Genomic DNA, 23,696 nt, shown 5'->3' with positions numbered 1-23,696 from the left:
GACGGAGTCTGAGAGCTCTCTTAACGCGCGTCCCCGGCGTCCCTCGCGTCCCCCGCGTCGCGCAGCGCCCGCCACTCCGGCGCGAGGACGGACCAGACCTCCATGTCGTGCCGGATGCCCTGCCAGGGAAAGCTCTCCCGCAGCACGCCGTCCCTGGTGAAGCCGAGCCGCTCGGCGGCCGCCTTGCTGCGCTCGTTGCGCGAGGAGACGAGCCACTCCACGCGGTGCATGCCGCGCTCGTCGACGGCCCAGTCGATGAGGACCTTGGACGCCTTGTTCACCAGACCGCGCCCCGCGGCCGACGGTTCGAGCCACACGCCGATCTCGCAGCCGTCCACACTGGTGTCGAAGATGCGGAAGAGGACGCCGCCGACGAGCGTGCCGTCCAGCCAGATCCCGTAGAAGCGGCCGGTGTCGGCGGCCTGCCGGTCGGCGAAGGTCTGGAGGTGCTTCCGCGCGGACTCCACGTCCTTCACCGTCGCGGTGAACGGCACCCACGCCTGCGCGTACTCCCGCGCCCGCTCGACGTGTTCGAGGAACTCCTGCGCCTGCCACGGCTCGATCGGCCGCAGCTCAGCGCCCTCGCCCAGCGATATCGCGAACATCCTGCTCCTTCGGCCCTGTCATGTCTTCGGCTACGTCCCGCTGTTCCGGGATCTTCGCAGATGCGCCGCCCGCGTTCGAACGACATTCGGGCGGCTCGATGCTGATGCGCGGCAGGAAGCGGTCCAGGCGGCGCGGCAGCCACCAGTTGGCGCCGCCGAGCAGATGCATGAGGGCCGGCACGAGCAGCGTGCGCAGCACGAAGGCGTCGAGCGCGACGGCCGCAGCGAGCGCGATGCCGAACATCGCGATGACGCGGTCGCCGCTGAGGACGAAGGCGAGGAAGACCGAGATCATGATGACGGCGGCGGAGTTGATGACGCGGCTCGTCTCGGCGAGCCCGACGCGGACGGCCCGCCGGTTGTCGCCGGTCTCCAGCCACTCCTCGTACATCCGGCTGACCAGGAAGACCTGGTAGTCCATGGAGAGCCCGAAGAGCACGGACACCATGATCACGGGGAGGAAGGGCTCGATCGGGCCCGCCCTGCCGAGGCCGAGCAGTTCGCTCCCCCACCCCCACTGGAAGATCGCGACGACGACGCCGAAGGCGGAGGCGACGGCGGCGACGTTCATCGCGGCGGCCTTGAGGGGGATGCCGACGGAACGGAACGCCAGCAGGAGCAGGACGCAGCCGAGCCCGATGACCACGCCCACGAAGAGCGGCAGTTTGCCGATGATGACCTCGGCGAAGTCGTCGTAGCTCGCGGTGACGCCGCCGACGCGCAGGTCGAGGGAGCGGTCCGCCTCGGCCCGCGGCAGGACGTCCTCGCGCAGCCGGTCGACGAGCGCGCTGGTGGCCTCGGACTGCGGTGCCGATTCGGGGACGACGGTGAGGAACGCGGCGCGGCCGCCGTCGTCGTACGTCACCGGGCTCACGGAGGCGATGCCCTCGGTCGACTTGAGCGTCGTGACGAGATCGTCGAGGGCGACCCGGCCGCCCGCTCCGTAGACGTCGCCCACCAGGGTCAGGGGGCCGTTCACGCCGGGCCCGAAGCCGTCGGCGAGCAGGTCGTACGCCTGCCGTGTCGTGGCTTTCGCCGGGTTGTTGCCCTGGTCGGACGTGCCCAGGTGCAGGCCGAGCGTCGGCAGCGCGAGCACGGCCATCACCAGGACCGCGACGGCGCCGAGCAGCTTGGGGTGGCGCTCCACGAAGGCGGCCCAGCGGGCGGCGAACCCGGTCGGCACCTCGGGTTCGGGCCCGTGCTCCGCGAGCCTGCGGCGTTCGCGGCGGCTGAGGGCGCGCGGGCCGATCCAGCCGAGGAGGGCGGGCAGCAGCGTCACGGACGCGGCGACGGTGAGGACGACGGTCAGCGACGCGGCGATGGCGACGCCGTTGAGGAAGCCGAGCCGCAGGATGAGCATGCCGAGGAGGGCGATGCAGACGGTGGCGCCCGCGAAGACGACGGCGCGTCCGGTGGTGGCGACGGCGCGTTCGGCGGCGACGGCGACGGGCAGGCCGCGTTTGAGGCCCTTGCGGTGCCTGGTGACGATGAAGAGGGCGTAGTCGATGCCGACGCCGAGGCCGATGAGGGTGCCGAGCATCGGCGCGAAGTCGGCGACGGTCATCAGGTGGCCGAGCAGCACGATGCCCGCGTACGCGGTGCCGACGGACACCAGGGCGGTGGCGATGGGCAGGGCTGACGCGGCGAGGGAGCCGAAGGCGAGGAAGAGGACGACGGCGGCGACGGCCACTCCGACGACCTCGGCGACCTGGGCGCTCTTGGACTCGGTGAGCCCGATGGCGGTGCCGCCGAGCTCGACCTGGAGCCGGTCGGATTCGGCCTCCTCGGCGGCGTCGACGACGGCCTGCGCGTCGGCCTTCGCGATGTCGTCGGCCTGTTCGCGGAAGGTGACGGTGGCGTACGCCGTGCGGCCGTCGGCGCTGATCCGGCTCGCGCCCCCGTGGTCGTAGGGGCCGGCGACGGATGCCACGGCGGGCTGGTCGGCGATCTTGCCGAGGGCGTCGGACATCGTCTGCTCGACGTCGGCGGCGCGGACGGAGGTGCCGGGTCCGGTGTGCCAGACGACGGTGTCGCTGTCGCCGCCGAGGCCGTGGAAGTTCTCGTTCAGGAGCTGGGTCGCGCGACCCGACTCGGTGCCCGGCACTTCGTAGTCGTTCGAGTACGCCGATCCCGCGACGGACGCGGCGGACGCGGCGCCGCCGAGAGCGAGGAGCCACAGGAGGACGACGACGAGGCGGTGCCTGACGCACCAGCGGGCAAGTGCTGCCACGGACCGGCTCCCTGATTGTTTCGTGGATCTTCACCGGGAGCGGCAGTCGACGAACTGAACGGCCCGCAAAGAACGCATGAGTGGCGACATGTGCGCCGCAGACACTTTCGCAGCCCTTGATGATCGTTGGTCCGGTTCGTGGCCTTACTCACAGGAGTACAGGAAGCGCGGGGGCGCACCGTGAGCCCCTCGCGCCCCCGCATGGACCGTGCCTCAGCCCGAGACGCTCGCACGGCCGTTCTCGATGTGCCCCATGAGCCGGCGCCGGAAGGCCGCGTCACCGTCGGCGGTCACCTCGACGTCGTACCAGCCGTGCTCGTCGGCGGTGTGCCAGGCGACCGTACGGCTGCTGCGGGCCTTGACGCGGACGGTGCGTGTTCGCGACCGGACGTCCGATTCGTCCACGTATCCGAGCGGCTTGACGGTGAAGACGAGGTCGCGGCGGCCACGGTTGGCCAGCGTGAGGTGGATCTCGCGCCGCGTGATCGCGGAGGCGACCCGCGCCCCGCCGTCCTTGCCGTGCCCGTCCTTGCCCCCAGAACCCGTGGCCCCGGCGAACTCGCGCCGGAAGCCGTTCGGCCCGACGACGGTGAAGGCGTAGGTGTCGCCCGGCACCGGCACGGTCCAGGAGCCCTTGCGGACGACGTCCTGGTGCTGCGGGACCGCGAACTCGCCCGCGTACGGGTAGAGCGCGAAGTGGGCGCTGGAGCTGCCGCCGTTGCGCAGCCGCACCTCCAGCGTGCCGTCCTCACCCGGCCTGGCGTCGGCGTCGGGCTGGTAGGGCAGCGGGCGGGCGCGGCGGACACCCGGTTCCTGGACCGGCATGGACTGCTCCAGGGGCGGCTGCGGGGACCAGCGGCCGCTGAACGGCGGGATGGCGCCCGGCCGCTCGACGTCGGGCCGCCGGTGGCCGCGCCGGAAGTCGAAGGCGCCGGTGAGGTCGCCGGTGACCTTGCGGCGCCAGGCGCTGATGTTGGGCTCCCGCACGCCGGTCCACTTCTCCAGGAAACGTACGACGGAGGTGTGGTCGAAGACCTCGGAGCAGACGTATCCGCCGACGGTCCACGGCGAGACGACGAGCATCGGCACGCGCGCGCCGAGCCCGGTCGGCCTGCCCTCCCAGCGCTCCTCCCGCTCCTCGGCGGAGTCGCCGCCGGGCACGGGCGGCGGGACGTGGTCGAAGAAGCCGTCGTTCTCGTCGTAGTTGATGAAGACGGCGGTGCGGCGCCAGACGTCCGGGTGCGAGGCGAGGGCGTCGAGCACCTTGTAGACGATGGTCGCGCTGTGGATCGGCGAGGAGACGCTGGGGTGCTCGGAGTCCACGGCGGACGGCACCAGGTAGCTGACCTTCGCCAGCTTGCCGCGCGCGACGTCCTTGGCGAACTCCTCGGCGAGCGCGCCGGTGGGGACGCGCCGCAGTCCGCGCTCGAAGAGGGACCGCTCCCGCTTGTCCAGCGTGGCGACGCCCTCCTCCAGGGTGGCGAGCAGCTTGGTGCGCGCGGCCTCGTCCTTCGCGTCGCGCACCTTGGCGTAGAAGGCCTCCATGAAGGTGAGACCCGTCTTGGCCAGGGCCTTGCGGGCGATGGCCTTGAAGGTGGTGAAGAACTCGATCTGGTTGTCGGTGAAGTTCTCCCACTCGGTGTACGTCTGCCAGCTGACGCCCGCCTTCTCCAGGCGCTCGGCGTACGTGCCCCAGCCGTACCCCGGGTGCGTGCCCTCGGCGTACGCGTCGTTGCCGACGGCCCGCTTGCCGTTGGCCTCGTAGCCCGTCTTGCCGCTCCACAGGTGGTTGCGGTTGGGGCTGGTGGAGGTGTGGATGGAGGAGTGGTAGGCGTCGCAGACGGTGAAGGTGTCGGCGAGTTCGTAGTGCAGCGGGATGTCCTCGCGCGTGTAGTACGCCATGGTGGCCGCCGTCTTGGCGGTGACCCAGCCGTCCATCCAGCCGTCGTGCCAGGCCTTGGCGCCGCCGTTCCAGGAGTGGTCCAGGTCGCCGATGTACTGGAGGTCCTTCTTCTGCGTCTCGGCTGCCTGCCGTACGGAGAAGGGCAGGATGGTGCGCAGGGCGCCCGGCTGCTCGAAGACCGAGGTGCCGCCGGGCAGGCGTATCGCGTTGCGGTCGCCGAAGCCGCGCACGCCGCGCAGGGAACCGAAGTAGTGGTCGAACGACCGGTTCTCCTGCATCAGGATGACCACGTGCTCGATCTTGTCGAGACCGCCGTGGACCGGCGGCTCATGCGCGAGCGCCTCCTGCAGCGACGGCGGCAGGAACGAGCCGACGGCGGCGGTGCCGAGCGCGCCGCCGCCGATCGCCATCAGGCGTCTGCGCGAAATCTCCGGAGTCACGTGGGACCTCCCAGTAGTCCTGGCCGACATCCAATGGTTCTCTGCTGATCCATTGACCTGTACGGCGGGGACGCTAGTGACGCCCGGTTTCCTTGTGAAGACCGCGGGACGAAGTCGCGGTGAACGTCCAAAAGTTCACCGCGGCAGTCCATGGCGGAGGGCGCCGCCGACGGCGGCGGGCGGCGTTGTCAGTGGCGGGTGTCATTCTCGGACACATGGAACACGCCCACCGCATCGCCGCCTTCACGGAGCTGGTCGGACCGCCCGCCGACGCCGCGCCCGCCGTCGACTGGGCCTCCGTCGAGGCCTGGCTCGAAGTCCCGCTCCCCGGGGACTACAAGTCATTGGTGACGGCGTACGGCCCGGCCGAAATAGGCCGCCCCGGCACGGTTTCCCTGCGGCTGCACACGCCCTGCGTGAGCGCCGACGGCCGGTATGCGTACGGGGCGTGGGTGGTCGAGACCCATCGGCACTCGGCCATCAGGCCGGGCATGTTCACCCAGGAGCGGCGCCGCTTCCTGCCCGACGAGGGCGGTCTCCTCGCCTTCGCCACCACGTCGGCGGGCGACCACCTCTTCTGGGACACCTCGGTCTCGAAGGACCCCGACGCGTGGCCGGTGGTGCTCCTGACCACGTCCGTCGCGGTCGGCGGCGCCGCTCCCTGGGCGGCGTACGAGATGCCGCTCCTGGAGTTCCTGCACACCGCGGTCCACGACGGGGTGCCCCACCCCGGCGAACCCGGCGGCCTCCTCGGCCCGCTGGCACCCGAGGCGCGCACCTGGCCGCCGCTGGCCGGAGCCGCGCCGTGGTCGCCGCCGCCCCGGGGGACGTACGTCGACGCCCGCCAGCACGCCGCGCTCACCGAGGGCGAGGGCCTTGAGGCGATCACCGCCCTGATACCCCCGCCGCTCACTCCCCACCTGGGCAGGGGCAGTTGGGAGGCGCTCTTCGAACGGCTCGGGACACGCCTCCCCGCGGACTTCGTCGCGCTGGCCGGGGCGTACGGCGCGGGGAACTGGAGCTGGTGGCTCGACATGCCGGCGCCGCTCGACCTCGACCACCGGCTCGGCCTCGCGCGGGGCACGGAGGAGATGCTGGAGGGCTACCGCGGCCTGCGCGAGAGCTTCCCCCCGTACTACCCGATGCCCGCCTGGCCCGAGCCCGGCGGCTTCCTGCCCGTCGCCTCGACGATCGACGGCGACCAGATCGGCTGGTGCGTCGAGGGCGACGACCCCGACCGGTGGCGCGTCGCGGTCAACCCGCGGCACGCGGACCAAGGACCGCCCCTGGAGACGAACTTCACCGGGACGCTGCTGAACTGGCTGCGCGGCGGCAGTCCTGTCGGCGACGGCTTCTTCTGGCTGCGCAAGGACCAGGACCCGCTGGAGCACATGTTCTTCGAGCCGTTCGGGGCACCGCGGGAGGAGAACCCGTGACGGGTGAGAGCTGATGCGTACGCGAAAGGGCGGCGCGTCCCGAAGAACGCGCCGCCCTCACTCGGAGCCTGTCCCTGGACCTCAGCCTTCGCTGACGCCCAGCTTCTCCAAAATCAGCTCCTTGACGCGGGCCGCGTCGGCCTGGCCACGGGTGGCCTTCATGACCGCGCCGACCAGCGCACCGGCCGCCGCGACCTTGCCGCCGCGGATCTTGTCCGCGACACCGGGGTTGCCTGCGATGGCCTCGTCGACGGCGGCCGTCAGGGCGCCCTCGTCCGAGACGACCTTCAGGCCGCGCTTCTCGACGACCTCGTCCGGCGTGCCCTCGCCCTTCAGGACACCCTCGATGACCTGGCGGGCCAGCTTGTCGTTGAGGTCGCCCGCGGAGACGAGCGCGGTCACCCGGGCGACATGCGCCGGAGTGATCGGGAGCTCCTCCAGGGCGACACCCGACTCGTTGGCGTTACGGGCCAGCTCGCCCATCCACCACTTGCGGGCCGACGCCGCGTCGGCGCCCGCCTCGATGGTGGCGACGATCGGCTCGACCGCACCCGCGTTGAGGATCGACTGCATGTCGTGCTCGCTGATCCCCCACTCCTCGCGGAGGCGGTTGCGGCGGACGCGCGGCATCTCGGGCAGGCCGGCCCGCAGCTTCTCGACCCACTCGCGGGCCGGGGCGACGGGGACGAGGTCGGGCTCCGGGAAGTACCGGTAGTCCTCGGCGTTGTCCTTGATGCGCCCGGAGGTGGTGGAGCCGTCGTCCTCGTGGAAGTGACGGGTCTCCTGCACGATGGTGCCGCCGGAGTTGAGCACCGCGGCGTGGCGCTGGATCTCGAAGCGCGCCGCGCGTTCCACGGAGCGCAGCGAGTTGACGTTCTTCGTCTCGCTGCGTGTGCCGAACTCCTGCTGCCCCTTGGGGCGCAGCGAGAGGTTCACGTCGCAGCGCATCTGGCCCTTGTCCATCCGGGCCTCGGAGACGTCGAGCGCCTTGATGAGCTCGCGCAGCTCGGCGACGTACGCCTTGGCGACCTCGGGGGCACGCTCGCCCGCGCCCTCGATCGGCTTGGTGACGATCTCGATGAGCGGGATGCCGGCGCGGTTGTAGTCCAGGAGGGAGTGCGAGGCGCCGTGGATACGGCCCGTCGCGCCGCCCACGTGCGTGGACTTGCCGGTGTCCTCCTCCATGTGGGCGCGCTCGATCTCGACGCGGAAGACCTCGCCGTCCTCCAGCTGGACGTCCAGATAGCCGTTGAAGGCGATCGGCTCGTCGTACTGGGAGGTCTGGAAGTTCTTCGGCATGTCCGGATAGAAGTAGTTCTTCCGGGCGAAGCGGCACCACTCGGCGATCTCGCAGTTCAGCGCGAGGCCGATCTTGATCGCGGACTCGACGCCGATCTCGTTGACGACCGGCAGGGCGCCGGGCAGGCCGAGACAGGTCGGGCAGGTCTGGCTGTTGGCGTCCTGCTTGAGCGCGGTCGAGCAGCCGCAGAACATCTTGGTCTTGGTGCCGAGCTCGACATGGACCTCGAGGCCCATGACGGGGTCGTACGTCGCGAGGGCTTCCTCGTACGACACCAGGTCAGAAGTGACAGTCACGGTGAAACTTTCCCTCTCAGCCCAGCAGGACGTCGTCGTCGCCGAGGCGCTTGAGCTCGCGTACGAGCAGCGCGACGCCGGTGACGATGGCGGCAGCGGAGACGACGGCATCCACGAGACGGAGCGTGTCGTGCTCCGAGCGGGCCATCCTGGCCTGCTTGAGCACGCTGACCGCGCCGAACGCGGTGGTGCCGATCGACAGGTACGTGCCGGTCTTGGACTTCTTGAAGCCCTTGGCCTTGTTCAGTGCACTCACAGCGACGGTGCCTCCTCAAGCAGCGGGTGACCCCACTTTTCCACGAAGGCGGCCTCGACGGCAGCGCCGACCTTGTACAGCCGGTCGTCCTTCATGGCGGGGGCGATGATCTGCAGCCCGACGGGCAGGCCGTCCTCCGGCGCGAGGCCGCAGGGCAGCGACATGGCGGCGTTGCCCGCCAGGTTGGTCGGGATGGTGCACAGGTCGGCGAGGTACATCGCCATCGGGTCGTCGGCGCGCTCGCCGATCGGGAACGCGGTGGTCGGCGTCGTCGGGGAGACGATCACGTCGACCTGCTCGAACGCCGCTTCGAACTCGCGGGTGATGAGCGTGCGGACCTTCTGGGCGCTGCCGTAGTACGCGTCGTAGTAGCCGGAGCTGAGCGCGTACGTTCCGAGGATGATGCGGCGCTTGACCTCGTCGCCGAAGCCGGCCTCGCGGGTCAGCGCGGTGACGTCCTCGGCGGACTTCGTGCCGTCGTCGCCGACGCGCAGGCCGTAGCGCATGGCGTCGAAGCGGGCGAGGTTCGAGGAGCACTCGGAGGGCGCGATCAGGTAGTACGCGGAGAGCGCCAGGTCGAACGTCGGGCAGTCCAGCTCGACGATCTCGGCGCCGAGCTCCTTGAGGAGCTCCACCGACTCGTCGAAGCGCTGGACGACACCGGCCTGGTAGCCCTCGCCGCGGAACTGCTTGACGACGCCGACGCGCATGCCCTGGACGGAGCCGTTGCGGGCGGCCTCGACGACCGGCGGGACCGGGGCGTCGATGGACGTCGAGTCGAGCTCGTCGTGCCCCGCGATGACCTCGTGCAGCAGCGCGGCGTCGAGGACCGTGCGGGCACAGGGGCCGCCCTGGTCGAGGCTGGAGCTGAACGCGACCATGCCGTAGCGGGACACGCCGCCGTAGGTCGGCTTGACGCCGACCGTGCCGGTGACGGCCGCGGGCTGGCGGATCGAGCCGCCGGTGTCCGTGCCGAGGGCCAGGGGGCTCTCGTACGAGGCGAGGGCGGCGGAGGAGCCGCCGCCGGAGCCGCCGGGGATGCGGGTGAGGTCCCAGGGGTTGCCGGTGGGGCCGTACGCGCTGTTCTCCGTCGAGGACCCCATGGCGAACTCGTCCATGTTGGTCTTGCCGAGGATGACGACGTCGGCGGCCTTCAGGCGCTTGGTGACGGTCGCGTCGTACGGCGGGATCCAGCCCTCGAGGATCTTCGAGCCGACGGTGGTCGGCACGCCCTCGGTGGTGAAGATGTCCTTGAGTGCGACGGGGACGCCCGCCAGCGGGCCGAGCTTCTCGCCCCGGGCGCGCTTCTCGTCGACGGCGCGGGCCTGCGCGAGGGCGCCCTCGCGGTCGACGTGCAGGAAGGCGTGGACCTTCTCGTCGACGGCGTCGATGCGGGCCAGGTGGGCCTCGGTGACCTCGACCGCGGTGAGCTCGCCGGAGGCGATCCTCGACGCGATGTCTGCTGCGGTGAGCTTGATGATGTCCGTCATGACTTTCAGTCCTCCCCCAGGATCTGCGGCACCTTGAAACGCTGCTGCTCCTGGGCGGGGGCGCCCGAGAGCGCCTGCTCGGGGGTGAGCGACGGACGGACCTCGTCCGCGCGCATGACGTTCGTCAGCGGCAGCGGGTGCGAGGTCGGCGGTACGTCTTGGTCGGCGACCTCCGAGACGCGGGCGACCGCGCCGATGATGTCGTCGAGCTGTCCGGCGAAGTGGTCGAGCTCCTCGGCCTTCAGCTCCAGACGTGCAAGGCGGGCGAGGTGGGCGACCTCCTCGCGCGTGATGCCAGGCATGCGGCGATCCTCAGGGGTGAGTGTGCGGGTTGTGCCCCAATCCTATGGGTCCCCGGCCCGTGCCCGTGAAACGGTTTCTTCCCGGGGCTCCGGGGCGCCGGTGAGGGTTACTGGACCACGTGGCCCGGGGACTGGTCCGCGGAGGCGTTCGCCGCTTCCGCCGCTACGTCTGCAGGGCGGCGCCACCCGCGGGAGCCGCGGGCGCGGAGCCACGCCGTCGTCTCCTCGGCCGGCATCGCGGCGGCGACGAGCCAGCCCTGGACCGCGTCGCATCCGAGGTCCCGCAGCCGCTCCCACGTCTCGTCGTCCTCGACGCCCTCGGCGACGACGAGCAGGCCGAGGGAGTGGGCGAGGTCGACGGTGCAGCGGACGATCTCCGCGTCCTCGTTGTCGACGGCGAGGCGGGCCACGAAGGAGCGGTCGATCTTCAGCTCGCTGACCGGGAGGCGGCGCAGGTGGACCAGGGAGGAGTACCCCGTGCCGAAGTCGTCGAGGGACATCTTGACGCCGTGGCCGGTCAGCCCGGCCAACGTGTCCGCGGCGCGTTGTGGGTCCTCCAGGAGGACGTGCTCGGTTATCTCCAGTTGCAGGGCTCCCGCGGGGACCCCGTGGCGGGCGAGGCGGGCGGCGACCGCCCCGGCGAAGCCCGGCGTGTGGACGTCGCGCGGGGAGACGTTCACGGCGACGGGGACCTTCAGGCCCTGCGCCTGCCACTTGGCGACCTGGCCGAGCGCGGTCTCCAGGACGTACTCCGTGAGGTGCGGCATGAGGCCGGACGACTCGGCGATGGCGATGAACTCGTCGGGCGGCACCTTCCCCCGTTCGGGGTGCACCCAGCGCACCAGCGCCTCGAGGCCGGCCACCTGTCCGTCGAACTGGACCTTCGGCTGGTAGTGCAGCTCCACGTCGCCCGCGTCGAGGGCCCGGCGCAGGTCGCCGAGGAGGCCGAGGCGGTCCGGGGTGTTGGAGTCGCGCTTGGATTCGTAGACCTCGACGCCCGTGCGGTCCCGTTTGGCCTGGTACATCGCGACGTCCGCACGGCGGAGCAGGCCTTCGGCGTCGAGTGCGTGGTCGGGGAAGACCGCGAGGCCCGCGCTGGCCTCCAGGACGAGGGTGAGGCCGTCGAGGTCGAGCGGGGAGCCGAGCGCGGCGACGAGCTGGCGGGCCACCCGCGTGGCCGACGTGGTGGAGTCGGCGACCGGCAGCAGGACGGCGAACTCGTCACCGCCGAGGCGCGCGGCCTCCGCGCCGCGGGGCAGCGCGAGACGCAGCCGGTCCGCGATCTGGAGGAGCAGCCGGTCCCCCGCGAGGTGGCCGAGGGTGTCGTTGACCGACCGGAAGCGGTCCATGTCGATGAGCATTAACGCGGCCCGCACGCCGATCCGCTCGGCGTCGTCGAGGGCGGTCCAGGTCCGTTCGAGGAGCCACTGCCGGTTGGGCAGCCCGGTGAGGGGGTCGCGGAGCTGCTCCTCGGCGCGTGCGCGGGCGATCCAGAGGGTGGAGTCGAGGGCGACGAGCGGGATCGCGAAGAGGGGCAGCAGGATCGGCAGGGAGATCGCGACGACGCAGATCAGCGGGGCGATGCCGAGCAGCGCGATGCCGAGGAGGCCCTGCCGGACGAGCGCGGTGCGGGTGACGGTGGGCAGGGCTTCGGTGCGCGGCGCGTGGACGTACCAGAGCAGGACGCGGGTGACGACGAGGTAGGCGACGGCGACCAGGGCCACTTGGGGCGCGGTGTAGAGGTCCCAGGTCTCGGGGAGCCAGGGCGTTTCGGCGCTGGGCGCCGTGCCGAACGCGGCCAGGGTGAGCGCGCCCGCGCCGATGCCGAGGATGTCGACCGCGCCGTGCAGCAGGCCCTGGCGCCAGCGGTGCCTGCGCGCGACGCCGACGAGGACGACGACGGTGAGGCTGACCATGCCGGCGGGCACCCAGCCGTAGAGGAGCAGGACGGCGACGGTGAGGGCGCCGCCGGAGCCCGTGCCGCCCCACCAGCGGTCGCGGCCGAGGGCGACGAGGTGCCCGACGATGAGCCCGGTGAGGATGGCGAGGGACCAGCCCGCGGCGCCGGTGGGGAACAGGGCGTGGCGTCCCGTGAAGGCCTGGAAGAAGCCGGTGCCGAGCAGCACGGCGGCCGCGGCGACGGTCAGGAGGGGCAGCAGCGGCCAGGGGTCGCGGGCGTCCTGCGCGGCCGGTGCGCCGGGACCCGCGAGAGTCGCCGGGGTGTCGGTGCCGTGCTGGGGTGCGGCCGTCCAGGCCCGTTCGCGTGGTTCGACGGCAGTGCTCAGGGTGCAGGGTCCGGAGCCGGGGGCGGGCTGCGGCATGCCGCCCGGGTCGGTGTCCGTCACGGCCCGGCGGCCGCGCAGCCAGGCTCCCGGCGCGCGCCACAGGCGCGCGCGCAGCCGTGAGTCGGGGGCGGCGCTCTCGGTCGGTTCCATTCCCGTCCCTCTCACAGCCGGCGGTGCCCACGCCATGCGGACTCGGCCCTGATGCGGCCGCGCCCGTGAATCCGTCCCCGCATTCCGCTCGAGCGGGGAGATGCGGTTCTCCCGCACTCGCGCCGAGCAGGGGATGCCCCCTTCCAAGCTCTTGATGAGCAGGTGATACCCCGTTCGCAGCGGGGCACGGCAGGCGCACACCTCAACAGTAGGCCGCAGAAGGCTTCCACGGGCAGCGGTCGACTACGGTTGCCCGAATGCGACCCGGCCACCCGTATGCCTCTGGTATGCGCCGAACGGGTGGCCTTCAACCGCTACTCCTCGGTCGGAAGCGCGACTTCCCGCGCCGCGTCCGGTCCTTGTTCGAGCAGGACGGCGAACCCTTCCTCGTTGAGAACCGGAACCTTCACCTGCATGGCCTTGTCGTACTTCGACCCGGGGTTGTCGCCGACGACCACGAACGATGTCTTCTTGGAAACGGAACCGGTCACCTTGGCTCCGCGACTCTGCAGCGCCTCTTTCGCGCCATCCCGGGTGTGGTGTTCGAGTGTTCCGGTGACGACGACCGTGAGGCCCGCGAGCGGCCGCGGGCCCTCGTCCTCGCCGCTCGCCTCCTCCTCCATGCGCACGCCGGCCTCCCGCCACTTGCGCAGGATCTCCCGGTGCCAGTCCTCGGCGAACCACTGTTTGAGGGAGGCCGCGATGGTCGGGCCGACGCCCTCCGTCGTGGCGAGTTCCTCCTCGGTGGCCTGATCGATGCGGTCGATGGACCGGAACTCGCGGGCCAGCGCCTCGGCGGCCACCGGGCCGACGTGCCGGATCGAGAGGCCCGTGAGGACGCGGGCGAGCGGGCGTTCCTTGGCCGCCGCGATGTTCTCCAGCATGGCCAGGGTGTTCTTCTTCGCCTCGCCCTTCTGGTTGGCGAAGAAGGTGACGACCTTCTCCTCGCCGGTCTTGGGGTCGCGCTTGGGCAGGCCGGAGTCCTGGTCCAGTACGTACGACTTGATGGGCAGGAGCTCCTCGACCTTCAGGTCGAAGATGTCGCCCTCGTCGAGGATCGGCGGCTGGGCGGGCTCGAGGGGCCTGGTGAGGGCGGCCGCGGCGACGTACCCGAAGTTCTCGATGTCCAGGGACTTGCGGCCCGCGAGGTAGAAGAGACGTTCACGCAACTGGGCGGGGCACGACTGGGCGTTGGGGCAGCGGAGGTCGATGTCGCCCTCCTTCATGGGACGCAGCGCCGTGCCGCACTCGGGGCACTCGGCGGGCATGACGAACTCCCGTTCGGTGCCGTCCCGCAGGTCGACGACGGGTCCGAGGATCTCCGGGATGACGTCTCCGGCCTTGCGGATGACGACGGTGTCCCCGATGAAGACGCCCTTCTTCTTCACCACGTCCTGGTTGTGCAGGGTGGCGAACTCGACCTCGGATCCCGCGACGGTGACGGGTTCCACCTGCGCGTACGGCGTGACGCGGCCGGTGCGGCCGACGCCGACGCGGATGTTGATGAGTTTGGTGTTGACCTCCTCGGGCGCGTACTTCCAGGCGATGGCCCAGCGCGGGGCGCGCGAGGTGGAGCCGAGGCGGCCCTGGAGCGGGATCTCGTCGAGCTTGACGACGACTCCGTCGATCTCGTGCTCCACGGAGTGGCGGTTCTCCCCGAAGTACGCGATGAAGTCCCGGACGCCTTCGAGGCCCTCGACGACCTTGTTGTGCTTGGCGGTGGGCAGGCCCCACTCGTGCAGCAGCTCGTAGGCGTGGCTGAGGCAGTCGATGTCGAGGCCCTCGCGGGCGCCGATGCCGTGCACCACCATGTGGAGCGGCCGTGTCGCGGTGACGCGCGGGTCCTTCTGGCGCAGTGAACCCGCCGCCGCGTTGCGCGGGTTGGCGAAGGGCTTGTCGCCCGCCTCGACGAGGCGGGCGTTGAGCTCCTCGAACTTCTCCATGGGGAAGAAGACCTCGCCGCGGATCTCCACGAGGGCGGGGACGCGGTCGCCCGCGAGGCGCTGCGGGATGTCCGCGATCGTGCGGACGTTCGGCGTGATGTCCTCGCCGGTGCGGCCGTCGCCCCTGGTCGCGGCGCGGGTCAGCTTCCCGTCCTCGTACGTGAGGTTGACGGCGAGGCCGTCGACCTTCAGCTCGCACAGGAGGTGGAAGTCCGGGGTGCCCGCCTCCTTGGCGACGCGGTCGGCCCAGGCGGCGAGCTCCGCGTCGTCGAACGCGTTGTCCAGGGACAGCATGCGTTCGCGGTGCTCGACGGCGGTGAACTCCGTCTCGTACGAACCCGAGACCTTCTGGGTCGGCGAGTCGGGGGTCCGCAGCTCGGGGTGCTCGTCCTCCAGTGCTTCGAGGGAGCGCAGGAGCTTGTCGAACTCGGCATCGCTGACGACCGGTTGGTCCTTCACGTAATACCGGAAGCGGTGCTCCTCGATCTGCTCGGCCAGCTGGGCATGCTGATCCCGTGCCTCGGCGGGCACAGAGCCTTGCTGTTCGACAGCCACCGTTTCGTCCTCCCGTTTACGTCATACCCAATTACTCAGGGTTGTCCGCGAGCGATCTCGCCGCCCTGACGCAGTGGGCGAGCGCCGCACGCGCATACGCGGGTGATGCGCCCGCGAGCCCGCACGACGGAGTGACCACGACCGTCTCCGCGAGGGTTCCCGGATTCAGCCCCAGCCTGCGCCACAGCGTCCTGACACCCATGACGCTACCGGCAGGGTCTGACAATCGGCCGTCCACGCCCGGCACGACACCGGCGAAGAGCCGCGTACCGCCCTCGACCGCCTCACCGATCGCCTCGTCGTCACGCTCGGTGAGCAGATCGAAGTCGAAGGAGATCGCGTCGGCCCCGGCGCGGCGCAGGAGCGCGAACGGTACGTCGGGCGCGCACGAGTGCACGACCGTGGCACCTCCGCCCTCGCCCTCGCCGTGGACCGCCAGGACGTCCCGCAGCGTGCTCTCGACGAGCTGCCGGTCCACGGCGCGGTGGGTGCGGTACTCGCTGGCGGTCTTGACCTGTCCGCGCAGCACGGCGATCAGCGAGGGCTCGTCGAGCTGCAGGACCACCTGCGCGCCGGGCACCCTGCGGCGGACGTCCGCGAGGTGCGCGCGCAGGCCTTCGGCGAGGGAGCCCGCGAGGTCGCGGCAGGCGCCGGGGTCGGAGAGCGCGGCCTCGCCGTTCCTGAGCTCCAGGGCGGCGGCGAGGGTCCAGGGGCCGACGGCCTGGACCTTCAGCGGGCCCTGGTACCCCTGGGTGAACTCCTCCAGGGCGTCGAGGTCCTCGCCGAGCCACGCCCTGGCCCGGCGGGTGTCGCGCCCGGGGCGGTCGCCGACGCGCCAGCCGCTGGGCTCCACGCGCGCGTACAGGTCGACGAGGAGCCCGGCGGTGCGGCCGATCATGTCGGCGCCGGGGCCGCGGGCGGGCAGCTCGGCGAGGTACGGCATGCCCTGTCCGGGGCTCTCGAAGCTACCGGTGACGGTCTTGGCGGCCTCGCGGGCGTCCCCGCCGGGCATGGACCCGATGCCGGTGGCCGGGCCCCAGGTGAAGGCGTCGCTCATCGTCCCGGCCGCACCGTCAGGTCGTTGACCTCCGCGTCGCGCGGCAGGTCCAGGGCCATGAGGATCGTCGTGGCGACCGACTCGGGGTCGATCCAGCGGGAGGCGTCGTACTCCTTGCCCTCCTGCTGGTGGACCTTGACCTGCATGGCGCTCGCCGTGCGGCCGGGGTAGACGGAGGTGACCCGGACGCCGTTGTCGTGCTCCTCTTGGCGCAGCGAGTCGGCGAGGGCCTTCAGGCCGTGCTTGGAGGCGGCGTACGCGGACCACTCGGGTCCGGCCCTGAGGCCGGATCCGGAGTTGACGAAGACCACGTGCCCCTGGGCGAGCCGGAGTTGGGGCAGGAAGTGGCGGGTCAGCTCGGCGGGTGCGATGAGGTTGACGTTGAGCTGGTGGCGCCAGGCCTTGGGGGTGAGCTCGCCGACCGGGCCGAGGTCGACGACGCCCGCGATGTGCAGCAGGGAGTCCACGCGCGAGGGCAGCGACTGGTGCCCGAACGCCCAGGACAGCTTGTCGGGGTCGGAGAGGTCTCCGACGAGGGTGCTCGCGCCGGGAAACTCGGCGGCGAGTTCTTTGGCGCGGCCCGCGTCCCGCGCGTGCAGGACGAGGTCGTCGCCGCGGGTGTGGAGGCGGCGGGCCACGGCCGCGCCGATGCCGGAGCCGGCCCCGGTGATCACATGTGTTGCCATACCCGCCATGCTCGCATCACCGGGTGCCCGCGGATTCCTCCAGGTAGGCCAGCGCGCCGACGGGCTCTTCGGCGAAGAAGACCAGGTCGGTCAGCGGGAGCGGCAGGAAACCCTCGTCCTCCATGCGCTGGAACTGCTCCTTGAGCCCGTCGTAGAACCCCGCCGAGTTCAGCAGCACCACCGGCTTGGCGTGCTTCCCGTGCTTCTTCAGCTCCAGGATCTCGGTGGCCTCGTCGAGCGTGCCGGTGCCGCCCACCATGATCACGATCGCGTCGGCCTTCTCCAGGAGCAGCGCCTTGCGCTCGGCGAGGTCGCGCGCGATCACCATCTCGTGCGGCTCCACGACCTGCCGCGCCTTGGCGGCGAGGAAGTCCACGGAGACGCCCACCAGCCGCCCGCCCGCCGCGTGCACGCCGTCCGCCACGACCTTCATCAGACCGCTCTCGGAGCCGCCCCAGACCAGCGTGTGGCCGCCCTTGCCGAGCAGCTCGGCGAACTCGCGGGCCGGGCGGGTGTAGCGGTCGTCGAGGTCGGCGGCGGAGAGGAAGACGCAGATGTTCATGCGCCCACGGTACGTTCCGTCCCACAGGACATTCACTGGGCATCCGAGGAGGCACGACATGACCAACGGGCACCGGATCACCGTCGAGCAGGGCACGGACCACGTGCGCGTGGTGCACGACGGGCAGGTCGTGGCGGAGAGCCGCCGTCCCGTGCTGCTGCGCGAGACGGGCTACCCCGTCCGGCACTACCTGCCCCCGGAGGACGTGCGCACGGACCTGCTGACCCCGTCGGCGACCACTACGTACTGCCCGTTCAAGGGAACGGCCTCCTACTGGTCGCTGCCGGGGACGGAGGACGCGGTGTGGGCGTACCCGGAGCCGAAGGACGCCGTGGCCGGGATCAAGGACCACTTCTGCTTCTACGAGGCCGAGGTCACGGAAGCGTAGGCCAGGTCACGACGCAGCAGCAGTGAACGTCCGCCGGTAGGCGACCGGCGAGACGCCGAGCACGGCCCGCATGTGCTGGCGCAGCGAGTTGCCGGTGCCGAACCCGGACCGGTGGGCGACCACGTCCACGGGCAGGTCGCTGGATTCCAGGAGCTGCCGGGCGAGTTCGATGCGCTGGGCGGTGAGCCACCGTCCGGGCGGCATGCCGACCTCTTCCTGGAAGCGGCGGGTGAAGGTGCGCAGGCTCATGCGCGCGTGGGCGGCCAGTTCGCCGAGGGGCAGCGGCTCGTGGAGCCGTTCGAGTGCCCACGCGCGCGTGGCGGCCGTCGTGGCGAGGGTGGGCTCGGGGACGGGCCGCTCGATGTACTGGGCCTGGCCGCCGTCGCGCCAGGGCGGTACGACGCACACGCGCGCGACGTGGTTGGCGACGGCGGCGCCGTGGTCGCGCCGCACGACGTGGAGGCAGAGGTCGATGCCGGCCGCGACGCCCGCGGCGGTCAGCACGTCGCCGTCGTCCACGAAGAGCACGTCCGCGTCGACCTTGATCCTGGGGAAGGACCGCTGGAAGTCGCGGGCGACGTGCCAGTGCGTCGTCGCGGGGCGCCCGTCGAGGAGGCCGACGGCCGCGAGGACGTACGAGGCGTTGCAGAAGGACACGATGCGGGTGCCGGGCCTGATCCTGCGCAGGGCCGCGGCCACCGCTTCCGGCAGGTCCTCGCCCGCCATCCCCCGGTCGAAGCTGCGGGTCGGCGTGATGACCACGGTGTCCGCGGTGTCGAGGGCCTCGGGCCCGTGTTCGGCCGCGACCGTGAATCCGGAGTCCGTGCGCACAGGGCGTCCGTCGACCGTGCAGACGACGACGTCGTAGAGCGCCTCTCCGCGGTCGTTCCGCGCGTTGCCGAAGACGCGGGAGGGGATGCCGAGCTCGAAGGCGTAGGCGCCGTCCAGGGCGATGACGGCCACGCGGTGGGCGCCGTCGCGGTCGCCGAGGCCATTCAGGTTCATGGCCGAATCCTGTCACATGATGGCCAAACTGCCAGCACCGCGCGGGCCGCCCCCGCCGCACTCTTGGTCCCACCAGCACTTTTGCCTTTCGTACGAGAGAGACCGAGTCCATGAAGATGCGTGCCGTCAGCCCCCGCGCCTGGGGCGCCCCCGAGAACCTCGTCCCGGTGGAGGTGGACCGCCCCGAGCCCGGCCTGACCGAGATCCTGGTCCGCGTCCACGCGGCGGGCGTGAATCCCGTCGACTGGAAGACCCGCGCGGAGGGCGCCTTCGGCAGCTGGGGAGACACCCCGATCCTCGGCTACGACGTGTCGGGCGTGGTCGAGCAGGTCGGCCCCGGAGTGACCCTGTACCAGCCGGGCGACGCGGTGTTCGGCATGCCCCGCTTCCCCGAACAGACGGGCGGCTACGCGGAGTTCGTCGCGGCCCCCGCCCGCCGCTTCGCCCCCAAGCCGGCCGGCCTCTCCCACCCGGAGGCCGCCGCACTCCCCCTCGCCGCGCTCACCGCCTGGCAGGGCCTGATCGAGACGGCGGGGCTCCGCGCCGGGCAGCGGGCGCTGATCCACGCGGCCGCGGGCGGCGTGGGCCACCTCGCCGTGCAGATCGCCAAGGCGCACGGCGCGTACGTCATCGGCACGGCGCGCGCGGACAAGCACGAGTTCCTGCGCTCGCTGGGCGCGGATGAGGTCGTCGACTACACACGCGTGGACTTCACCGAGGCGGTCCGTGACGTGGACGTCGTCCTCGACGGCGTCGGCGGCGCGTATGGAGCCCGCTCCCTGGAGATCATCCGCCCCGGCGGCCACTTGGTCACGCTCCCCGACCCGGGCGGCCTCCCCGACCCGGCACGGGCCGCGGAGCTCGGCGTTCACACGGGCTGGACGATCGTCGAGCCGGACCGCGCGGGCCTCCTGGAGATAACCCGCCTGGTGGACGAGGGGAAGCTCCGCGTCGAGATCGACACGATCATCCCTCTGGAGGAGGCGGCGAAGGCCCACGCGCGCGGGGAGCGGGGCCGCACCCAGGGCAAGATCGTGCTCAGCGTCGTCTGAACGGCTCAGGCCACGAGGGCGGGCGGCGGTGCCTGGCGGAGGGCCAGTTCGAACCACATGGTCTTGCCGCCCGGCCCGTACGGCCCCTCCCCTATGGCGCATCCGCCCCAGCGGTCGGCCACGGCGTCGAGGATGACCAGCCCCCGGCCACTGCCCGCGTGCACGCTCACCGGCGGGGGCGGGGCGAGCGGCGGCAGGTCCGGGCTCATGTCCCACACGCTGACCCGCAGCACGGGGCAGAGCCAGTGCAGGCGAACGGAGGCGGGGCCCTTGGTGTGCCGCACGGAGTTGGTCGCGAGCTCGGTGGTCAACAGCTCGGCGCGGTCCGCGAGTTCGGTGAGGTGGTGAGCCGCGAGGACGGCGCGGAGGGTGAGGCGGGCGATCCCCGGACTGCGGGGGTCGCAGGGGAAGTGGAGCTCGTACGCCCAGGGGGCGGCGAAGGGGAGGGGGTCGGGCCCCGGTGGGGAGTACGGGTCGTCGGGCTGGACGTCGAGGAATGAACTCACGCGGCACCTCCATTGGTGCGGGGCGCTCCGGGGAGCGGGGACGTGAATGACGGTCACGCAGGTTCGGTCCTGGCGTGGGGGCGGTGTGCCTGCCGGTGGCGTTCCGGTGCGCTTCCGCTGGGCGCGGGGCCAAGAGGTGACCTGACTCACACCGTAGACCAATAGCGACTCACATGTGAGTCAACTTCCACGAACGAGTGCACAGTTGCTGACTCACTAGACGGCATGAGATGGCGCTGTGAAACTGTTCGCGCGCACGAGGAAGAGGACTCATGGCTGCACGAAACGCCCCGACAGGCCGTCATCGCCGGCTGGCCACAGAGCTGCGCCGAATGCGCGAACAGGCAGGACTGTCCGTCCAGGAAGCCGCTTCGCTCCTCGGCGCGGACCGGACGATGATCTCCAACATAGAAGCCGGACGCACCGGCATCAGCGATGAGCGGGTGCGACAACTGGCCTGCCACTACGGGTGCCCGGAGCCAGCACTTGTCGATGCGCTGGCGGGGCTGACAGGCCCGCGGCGGGCCGGTCAGTGGTGGGACGAGTACCGCGGGAGGCTTCCCGATGGCCACTTGGAGGTCTCGGAGGTGGAGCACTACGCGACCCGCATCCGTACGGCTCAGACGGTGCATCTACCTGGCTTGCTCCAGACAGAGGAACACGCACGCGCGATCTTCGAGTTGACGGTCCCCAAACTCTCCCGCCTGGATGTGGAGCTACGGACTGCTCACCGGCTCAGACGGCAGGCGATCCTGACCGGCGAGCACCCCACCCCGTACGTCGGAATCATCCACGAGGCTGCCCTGCGCCTACAGTTCGGCGGCCCCGACGTAGCCCGCAAGCAGTTGACTCACCTCGCCGACTCCGCCGACCACGACAACGTGACACTGCTGGTCATCCCGTTCAGTGCTGGAGCGTTCCATGGGGCCGGCCAGTCGGTCTTGTACGCGGAAGGAGCACTGCCGCAACTGGACACCGTGCAGCTGGATACAGCCCTTGGCGCACACTTCGTTGATGCCCCGATCCCGTTGGCGAACTATCGTTCCCTTCTGGATCTGATGGAACGGTCAGCGCTGCCTCCGAAGGAGTCACAGGAGCTGATCCGCTCCATCGCGCGCGAGTGCTGAAGGGGCTTGGCACATGGTCAAGAGTGATTGGCAGCGTTCTTCGTTCTGCGGCGGCGGCGGCAACAACTGCGTCGAAGTCGCCGCCACCGCCAGCGACGACATCGCCCTCCGCGAAAGCGAGAGCCCGGCCGACGTGCTCACGACGGACCGGGCCGCGCTGGGCGCCCTGATACGGAGCCTGCGGCAGGCAAGCGTCTAGACGGCCGCCGTCGCCCGTTCCGTCGTCGCGATCGTCGCCGAGCCCACCACGCGCGTGCCGTCGTACAGCACGATCGCCTGGCCGGGAGCCACGCCGCGGACCGGCTCGGTGAAGGAGACGTTCAGGGTGCCGTCGACCAGTTCCGCGCGCACCTCCGTCTCGCCGCCGTGGGCGCGGAGCTGAGCCGTGTACGTGCCGGGGCCCGACGGGGCCGCGCCGCACCAGCGGGGTTTGATGGCCGTCAGGGCCGTGACGTCCAGGGCCGCCGCCGGGCCGACCGTCACCGTGTTGTTGACCGGGGAGATGTCCAGGACGTAGCGCGGCTTGCCGTCGGGGGCGGGGGTGCCGATGCGCAGGCCCTTGCGCTGGCCGATCGTGTAGCCGTAAGCCCCCTCGTGCGTGCCGAGGACCGCCCCGGACTCGTCCACGATGTCGCCCTCCGCCTTGCCGAGGCGGTCGGCGAGGAAGCCCTGCGTGTCGCCGTCGGCGATGAAGCAGATGTCGTGGCTGTCGGGCTTCTTGGCGACGGCCAGACCACGCTCCTCGGCCTCCGCGCGGATCTCCTCCTTGGTGGTGACCGTGTCGCCGAGAGGGAACATCGCGTGGGCGAGCTGGCGGTCGTCCAGGACGCCGAGGACGTAGCTCTGGTCCTTGGCCATGTCGGAGGCGCGGTGCAGCTCGCGCGTGCCGTCCTCGCGGACGATCACCTGCGCGTAGTGGCCGGTGACGACCGCGTCGAAGCCGAGGGCGAGCGCCTTGTCGAGGAGCGCGGCGAACTTGATCTTCTCGTTGCAGCGCAGGCACGGGTTGGGGGTGCGGCCCGCCTCGTACTCCGCGATGAAGTCCTCGACGACGTCCTCGCGGAAACGCTCGGCGAGGTCCCACACGTAGAACGGGATGCCGATCACGTCGGCGGCGCGGCGGGCGTCGCGCGAGTCCTCGATGGTGCAACAGCCCCGTGCGCCCGTGCGGAACGACTGCGGGTTCGCCGAGAGCGCGAGGTGCACTCCCGTCACGTCGTGGCCGGCTTCGGCGGCGCGGGCGGCGGCGACGGCGGAGTCCACACCGCCGGACATGGCGGCCAGGACACGGAGGGGGCGCTGGGCACGCAGCGGGGTCTGCGGGGTCTCGGTCAAAGTCATAGCCCTAACAGAGTACGGGTCGGCGGGAACCGGACGCCCGTGAGTAAGCGTTGACGATCACATGGGGGAACCTCAGCAGGGCGGGCAGGACGGGCAGGGGCACCGTGGCATCAGTCGGCGCACCCTGCTGATCGGCGGCGCAGCGGCGGCCGCCGGCACCGTCGTGCTCGCGAGGGACGAGCTCGGCAGGCTGTGGTGGCGGATGCCTGGTGTGGTCAAGAAGCGGAAAGAGGGCGAGGTCGACGCTCCCGGCGTGCAGTGGATCGCCGCCTCCGATGACAACTGGCGCCGCGCGGACCGCCCCGACGACTATGAGATCGACCGCGTCGTCATCCACGTCGTCCAGGGCGGGTACCAGACGGCGCTGCGCGTCTTCAAGGACCCGGGCCACGGCGCCGCCGCGCATTACGTGGTGCGCAAGGACGGCCACATAGCCCAGATGATCCGCGAGCTGGACGTGGCGTTCCACGCGGGCAACAGGAGCTGGAACGAACGCAGCATCGGCATCGAGCACGAGGGTTTCGTCGACAAGAAGTCGTCGTTCACCGGCCCGATGTACGCGGCGTCGGCGCGGCTCACCGCCGGGATCTGCCGGCGGTACGACATTCCGGTGGACCGCGAGCACATCGTCGGCCACGTGGAGGTGCCGGGCACGGACCACACGGACCCGGGACCGCACTGGGACTGGGACCGGTATCTGCGCCTGGTCAGCGAGGAACGGGACAGACCGGCCCCCAAGCGCTCCGCGAGTCCCACCGAGAAGGCCTAGGCCCGCGTCGCC

Annotated in this window: 21 protein-coding genes; 6 read left to right on the top strand and 15 right to left on the bottom strand. The window is 71.3% G+C overall.

Translation table 11 applies throughout. The features are described 5' to 3' along the window. Positions 1 to 20: 20 nt before the first annotated feature. From DEJ47_RS27175 to DEJ47_RS27165, 3 genes are all read right to left on the bottom strand, one after another. Positions 21 to 605, bottom strand: a complete 585-nt coding sequence (locus DEJ47_RS27175) for a GNAT family N-acetyltransferase (protein ID WP_150172533.1) — start codon at positions 603 to 605, stop codon at positions 21 to 23. Continuing rightward, positions 574 to 2,835 (bottom strand): MMPL family transporter, encoded by a 2,262-nt coding sequence (locus DEJ47_RS27170; RefSeq protein ID WP_150172531.1) that lies wholly within the window; start codon positions 2,833 to 2,835, stop codon positions 574 to 576. Before DEJ47_RS27170 ends, DEJ47_RS27175 begins: the two co-directional genes overlap by 32 nt. A 213-nt stretch (positions 2,836 to 3,048) precedes the next feature. After that, entirely contained in the window at positions 3,049 to 5,178 is a 2,130-nt protein-coding gene (locus tag DEJ47_RS27165) for a phosphocholine-specific phospholipase C (RefSeq protein WP_150172529.1), read from the bottom strand. A gap of 215 nt (positions 5,179 to 5,393) precedes the next feature. Between DEJ47_RS27165 and DEJ47_RS27160 the strand changes: the two genes are divergently transcribed. Then, on the top strand, positions 5,394 to 6,614 hold the full coding sequence (locus tag DEJ47_RS27160; protein WP_223828524.1) for an SMI1/KNR4 family protein: 1,221 nt from the start codon (positions 5,394 to 5,396) through the stop codon (positions 6,612 to 6,614). A gap of 81 nt (positions 6,615 to 6,695) precedes the next feature. Here DEJ47_RS27160 and gatB read toward each other — a convergent pair whose 3' ends face one another. The 9 genes from gatB to DEJ47_RS27115 form a co-directional block, all read right to left on the bottom strand. Next, on the bottom strand, positions 6,696 to 8,210 hold the full coding sequence (gene gatB, locus DEJ47_RS27155; RefSeq protein WP_150172527.1) for an Asp-tRNA(Asn)/Glu-tRNA(Gln) amidotransferase subunit GatB: 1,515 nt from the start codon (positions 8,208 to 8,210) through the stop codon (positions 6,696 to 6,698). A gap of 16 nt (positions 8,211 to 8,226) precedes the next feature. Further along, entirely contained in the window at positions 8,227 to 8,466 is a 240-nt protein-coding gene (locus DEJ47_RS27150; protein ID WP_150172525.1) for a hypothetical protein, read from the bottom strand. Beyond that, complete coding sequence (gene gatA / locus DEJ47_RS27145) at positions 8,463 to 9,956, bottom strand: Asp-tRNA(Asn)/Glu-tRNA(Gln) amidotransferase subunit GatA (protein WP_150172523.1); 1,494 nt, start codon at positions 9,954 to 9,956, stop codon at positions 8,463 to 8,465. Before gatA ends, DEJ47_RS27150 begins: the two co-directional genes overlap by 4 nt. A 5-nt stretch (positions 9,957 to 9,961) precedes the next feature. Beyond that, a complete protein-coding gene (gene gatC / locus DEJ47_RS27140) occupies positions 9,962 to 10,258 on the bottom strand; it encodes an Asp-tRNA(Asn)/Glu-tRNA(Gln) amidotransferase subunit GatC (protein ID WP_010984178.1) in 297 nt (98 codons plus the stop codon). Positions 10,259 to 10,365: 107 nt separating this feature from the next. After that, positions 10,366 to 12,579 carry a putative bifunctional diguanylate cyclase/phosphodiesterase gene (locus DEJ47_RS27135; RefSeq protein WP_411757267.1) on the bottom strand — a complete coding sequence of 738 codons (2,214 nt, stop codon included), beginning with the start codon at positions 12,577 to 12,579 and terminating at the stop codon, positions 10,366 to 10,368. Positions 12,580 to 13,007: 428 nt separating this feature from the next. Beyond that, the gene (gene ligA, locus DEJ47_RS27130) at positions 13,008 to 15,191 is read right to left on the bottom strand and encodes an NAD-dependent DNA ligase LigA (protein ID WP_150172519.1); all 2,184 of its coding nucleotides are present in this window, start codon (positions 15,189 to 15,191) and stop codon (positions 13,008 to 13,010) included. A 31-nt stretch (positions 15,192 to 15,222) separates the two neighbouring features. Continuing rightward, entirely contained in the window at positions 15,223 to 16,248 is a 1,026-nt protein-coding gene (locus DEJ47_RS27125) for a methionine synthase (protein WP_150172517.1), read from the bottom strand. After that, entirely contained in the window at positions 16,245 to 16,943 is a 699-nt protein-coding gene (locus tag DEJ47_RS27120; protein WP_150172515.1) for an SDR family oxidoreductase, read from the bottom strand. The genes DEJ47_RS27125 and DEJ47_RS27120 overlap by 4 nt, the downstream gene beginning before the upstream one ends. Before the next feature lie 7 nt (positions 16,944 to 16,950). Beyond that, positions 16,951 to 17,496 carry a TIGR00730 family Rossman fold protein gene (locus tag DEJ47_RS27115; RefSeq protein ID WP_150172513.1) on the bottom strand — a complete coding sequence of 182 codons (546 nt, stop codon included), beginning with the start codon at positions 17,494 to 17,496 and terminating at the stop codon, positions 16,951 to 16,953. 58 nt (positions 17,497 to 17,554) lie between these two features. On the opposite strand from DEJ47_RS27115, the gene DEJ47_RS27110 reads away from it, so the two are divergent. Then, complete coding sequence (locus tag DEJ47_RS27110; protein ID WP_150172511.1) at positions 17,555 to 17,884, top strand: DUF427 domain-containing protein; 330 nt, start codon at positions 17,555 to 17,557, stop codon at positions 17,882 to 17,884. 6 nt (positions 17,885 to 17,890) lie between these two features. On the opposite strand, the gene DEJ47_RS27105 is transcribed toward DEJ47_RS27110, so the two are convergent. Then, complete coding sequence (locus DEJ47_RS27105) at positions 17,891 to 18,889, bottom strand: GlxA family transcriptional regulator (protein WP_150172509.1); 999 nt, start codon at positions 18,887 to 18,889, stop codon at positions 17,891 to 17,893. Between the two features lie 116 nt (positions 18,890 to 19,005). Between DEJ47_RS27105 and DEJ47_RS27100 the strand changes: the two genes are divergently transcribed. Continuing rightward, complete coding sequence (locus DEJ47_RS27100; protein ID WP_150175894.1) at positions 19,006 to 19,941, top strand: NADP-dependent oxidoreductase; 936 nt, start codon at positions 19,006 to 19,008, stop codon at positions 19,939 to 19,941. A 5-nt stretch (positions 19,942 to 19,946) separates the two neighbouring features. On the opposite strand, the gene DEJ47_RS27095 is transcribed toward DEJ47_RS27100, so the two are convergent. Further along, positions 19,947 to 20,447 (bottom strand): ATP-binding protein, encoded by a 501-nt coding sequence (locus tag DEJ47_RS27095; protein ID WP_150172507.1) that lies wholly within the window; start codon positions 20,445 to 20,447, stop codon positions 19,947 to 19,949. A 272-nt stretch (positions 20,448 to 20,719) separates the two neighbouring features. Between DEJ47_RS27095 and DEJ47_RS27090 the strand changes: the two genes are divergently transcribed. Together DEJ47_RS27090 and DEJ47_RS27085 are read left to right on the top strand one after the other, a co-directional pair. After that, complete coding sequence (locus DEJ47_RS27090) at positions 20,720 to 21,574, top strand: helix-turn-helix domain-containing protein (RefSeq protein WP_150172505.1); 855 nt, start codon at positions 20,720 to 20,722, stop codon at positions 21,572 to 21,574. Between the two features lie 13 nt (positions 21,575 to 21,587). Next, positions 21,588 to 21,773: a DUF397 domain-containing protein gene (locus DEJ47_RS27085; RefSeq protein WP_150172503.1), complete on the top strand. Its 186-nt coding sequence runs from the start codon at positions 21,588 to 21,590 to the stop codon at positions 21,771 to 21,773. Here the strand turns inward: DEJ47_RS27085 and mnmA are convergent. Then, positions 21,770 to 22,909 (bottom strand): tRNA 2-thiouridine(34) synthase MnmA, encoded by a 1,140-nt coding sequence (gene mnmA / locus DEJ47_RS27080; protein ID WP_150175893.1) that lies wholly within the window; start codon positions 22,907 to 22,909, stop codon positions 21,770 to 21,772. The genes DEJ47_RS27085 and mnmA overlap by 4 nt on opposite strands. A gap of 67 nt (positions 22,910 to 22,976) precedes the next feature. Between mnmA and DEJ47_RS27075 the strand changes: the two genes are divergently transcribed. Next, on the top strand, positions 22,977 to 23,684 hold the full coding sequence (locus DEJ47_RS27075) for an N-acetylmuramoyl-L-alanine amidase (protein ID WP_150172501.1): 708 nt from the start codon (positions 22,977 to 22,979) through the stop codon (positions 23,682 to 23,684). Positions 23,685 to 23,696 lie beyond the last annotated feature (12 nt).

Source organism: Streptomyces venezuelae (genome assembly GCF_008642355.1).
Taxonomy (GTDB): Bacteria; Actinomycetota; Actinomycetes; order Streptomycetales; family Streptomycetaceae; genus Streptomyces; species Streptomyces venezuelae_B.
The sequence above is the reverse complement of the archived record's forward strand: the minus strand, read 5'-3'. Positions and strand labels throughout refer to the sequence as shown.

Bases quoted from the DNA above. Each gene is read 5' to 3' on its own strand.
- DEJ47_RS27075 (WP_150172501.1), top strand. From the start codon at position 22,977: ATGGGGGAACCTCAGCAGGGCGGGCAGGACGGGCAGGGGCACCGTGGC.
- DEJ47_RS27125 (WP_150172517.1), bottom strand. From the start codon at position 16,248: ATGAGCGACGCCTTCACCTGGGGCCCGGCCACCGGCATCGGGTCCATG.
- gatC (WP_010984178.1), bottom strand. From the start codon at position 10,258: ATGCCTGGCATCACGCGCGAGGAGGTCGCCCACCTCGCCCGCCTTGCA.
- DEJ47_RS27090 (WP_150172505.1), top strand. From the start codon at position 20,720: ATGGCTGCACGAAACGCCCCGACAGGCCGTCATCGCCGGCTGGCCACA.
- DEJ47_RS27160 (WP_223828524.1), top strand. From the start codon at position 5,394: ATGGAACACGCCCACCGCATCGCCGCCTTCACGGAGCTGGTCGGACCG.
- DEJ47_RS27175 (WP_150172533.1), bottom strand. From the start codon at position 605: ATGTTCGCGATATCGCTGGGCGAGGGCGCTGAGCTGCGGCCGATCGAG.
- DEJ47_RS27120 (WP_150172515.1), bottom strand. From the start codon at position 16,943: ATGGCGGGTATGGCAACACATGTGATCACCGGGGCCGGCTCCGGCATC.
- DEJ47_RS27085 (WP_150172503.1), top strand. From the start codon at position 21,588: ATGGTCAAGAGTGATTGGCAGCGTTCTTCGTTCTGCGGCGGCGGCGGC.
- DEJ47_RS27135 (WP_411757267.1), bottom strand. From the start codon at position 12,579: ATGCCGCAGCCCGCCCCCGGCTCCGGACCCTGCACCCTGAGCACTGCC.
- gatA (WP_150172523.1), bottom strand. From the start codon at position 9,956: ATGACGGACATCATCAAGCTCACCGCAGCAGACATCGCGTCGAGGATC.
- DEJ47_RS27100 (WP_150175894.1), top strand. From the start codon at position 19,006: ATGCGTGCCGTCAGCCCCCGCGCCTGGGGCGCCCCCGAGAACCTCGTC.
- DEJ47_RS27115 (WP_150172513.1), bottom strand. From the start codon at position 17,496: ATGAACATCTGCGTCTTCCTCTCCGCCGCCGACCTCGACGACCGCTAC.
- DEJ47_RS27110 (WP_150172511.1), top strand. From the start codon at position 17,555: ATGACCAACGGGCACCGGATCACCGTCGAGCAGGGCACGGACCACGTG.
- DEJ47_RS27105 (WP_150172509.1), bottom strand. From the start codon at position 18,889: ATGAACCTGAATGGCCTCGGCGACCGCGACGGCGCCCACCGCGTGGCC.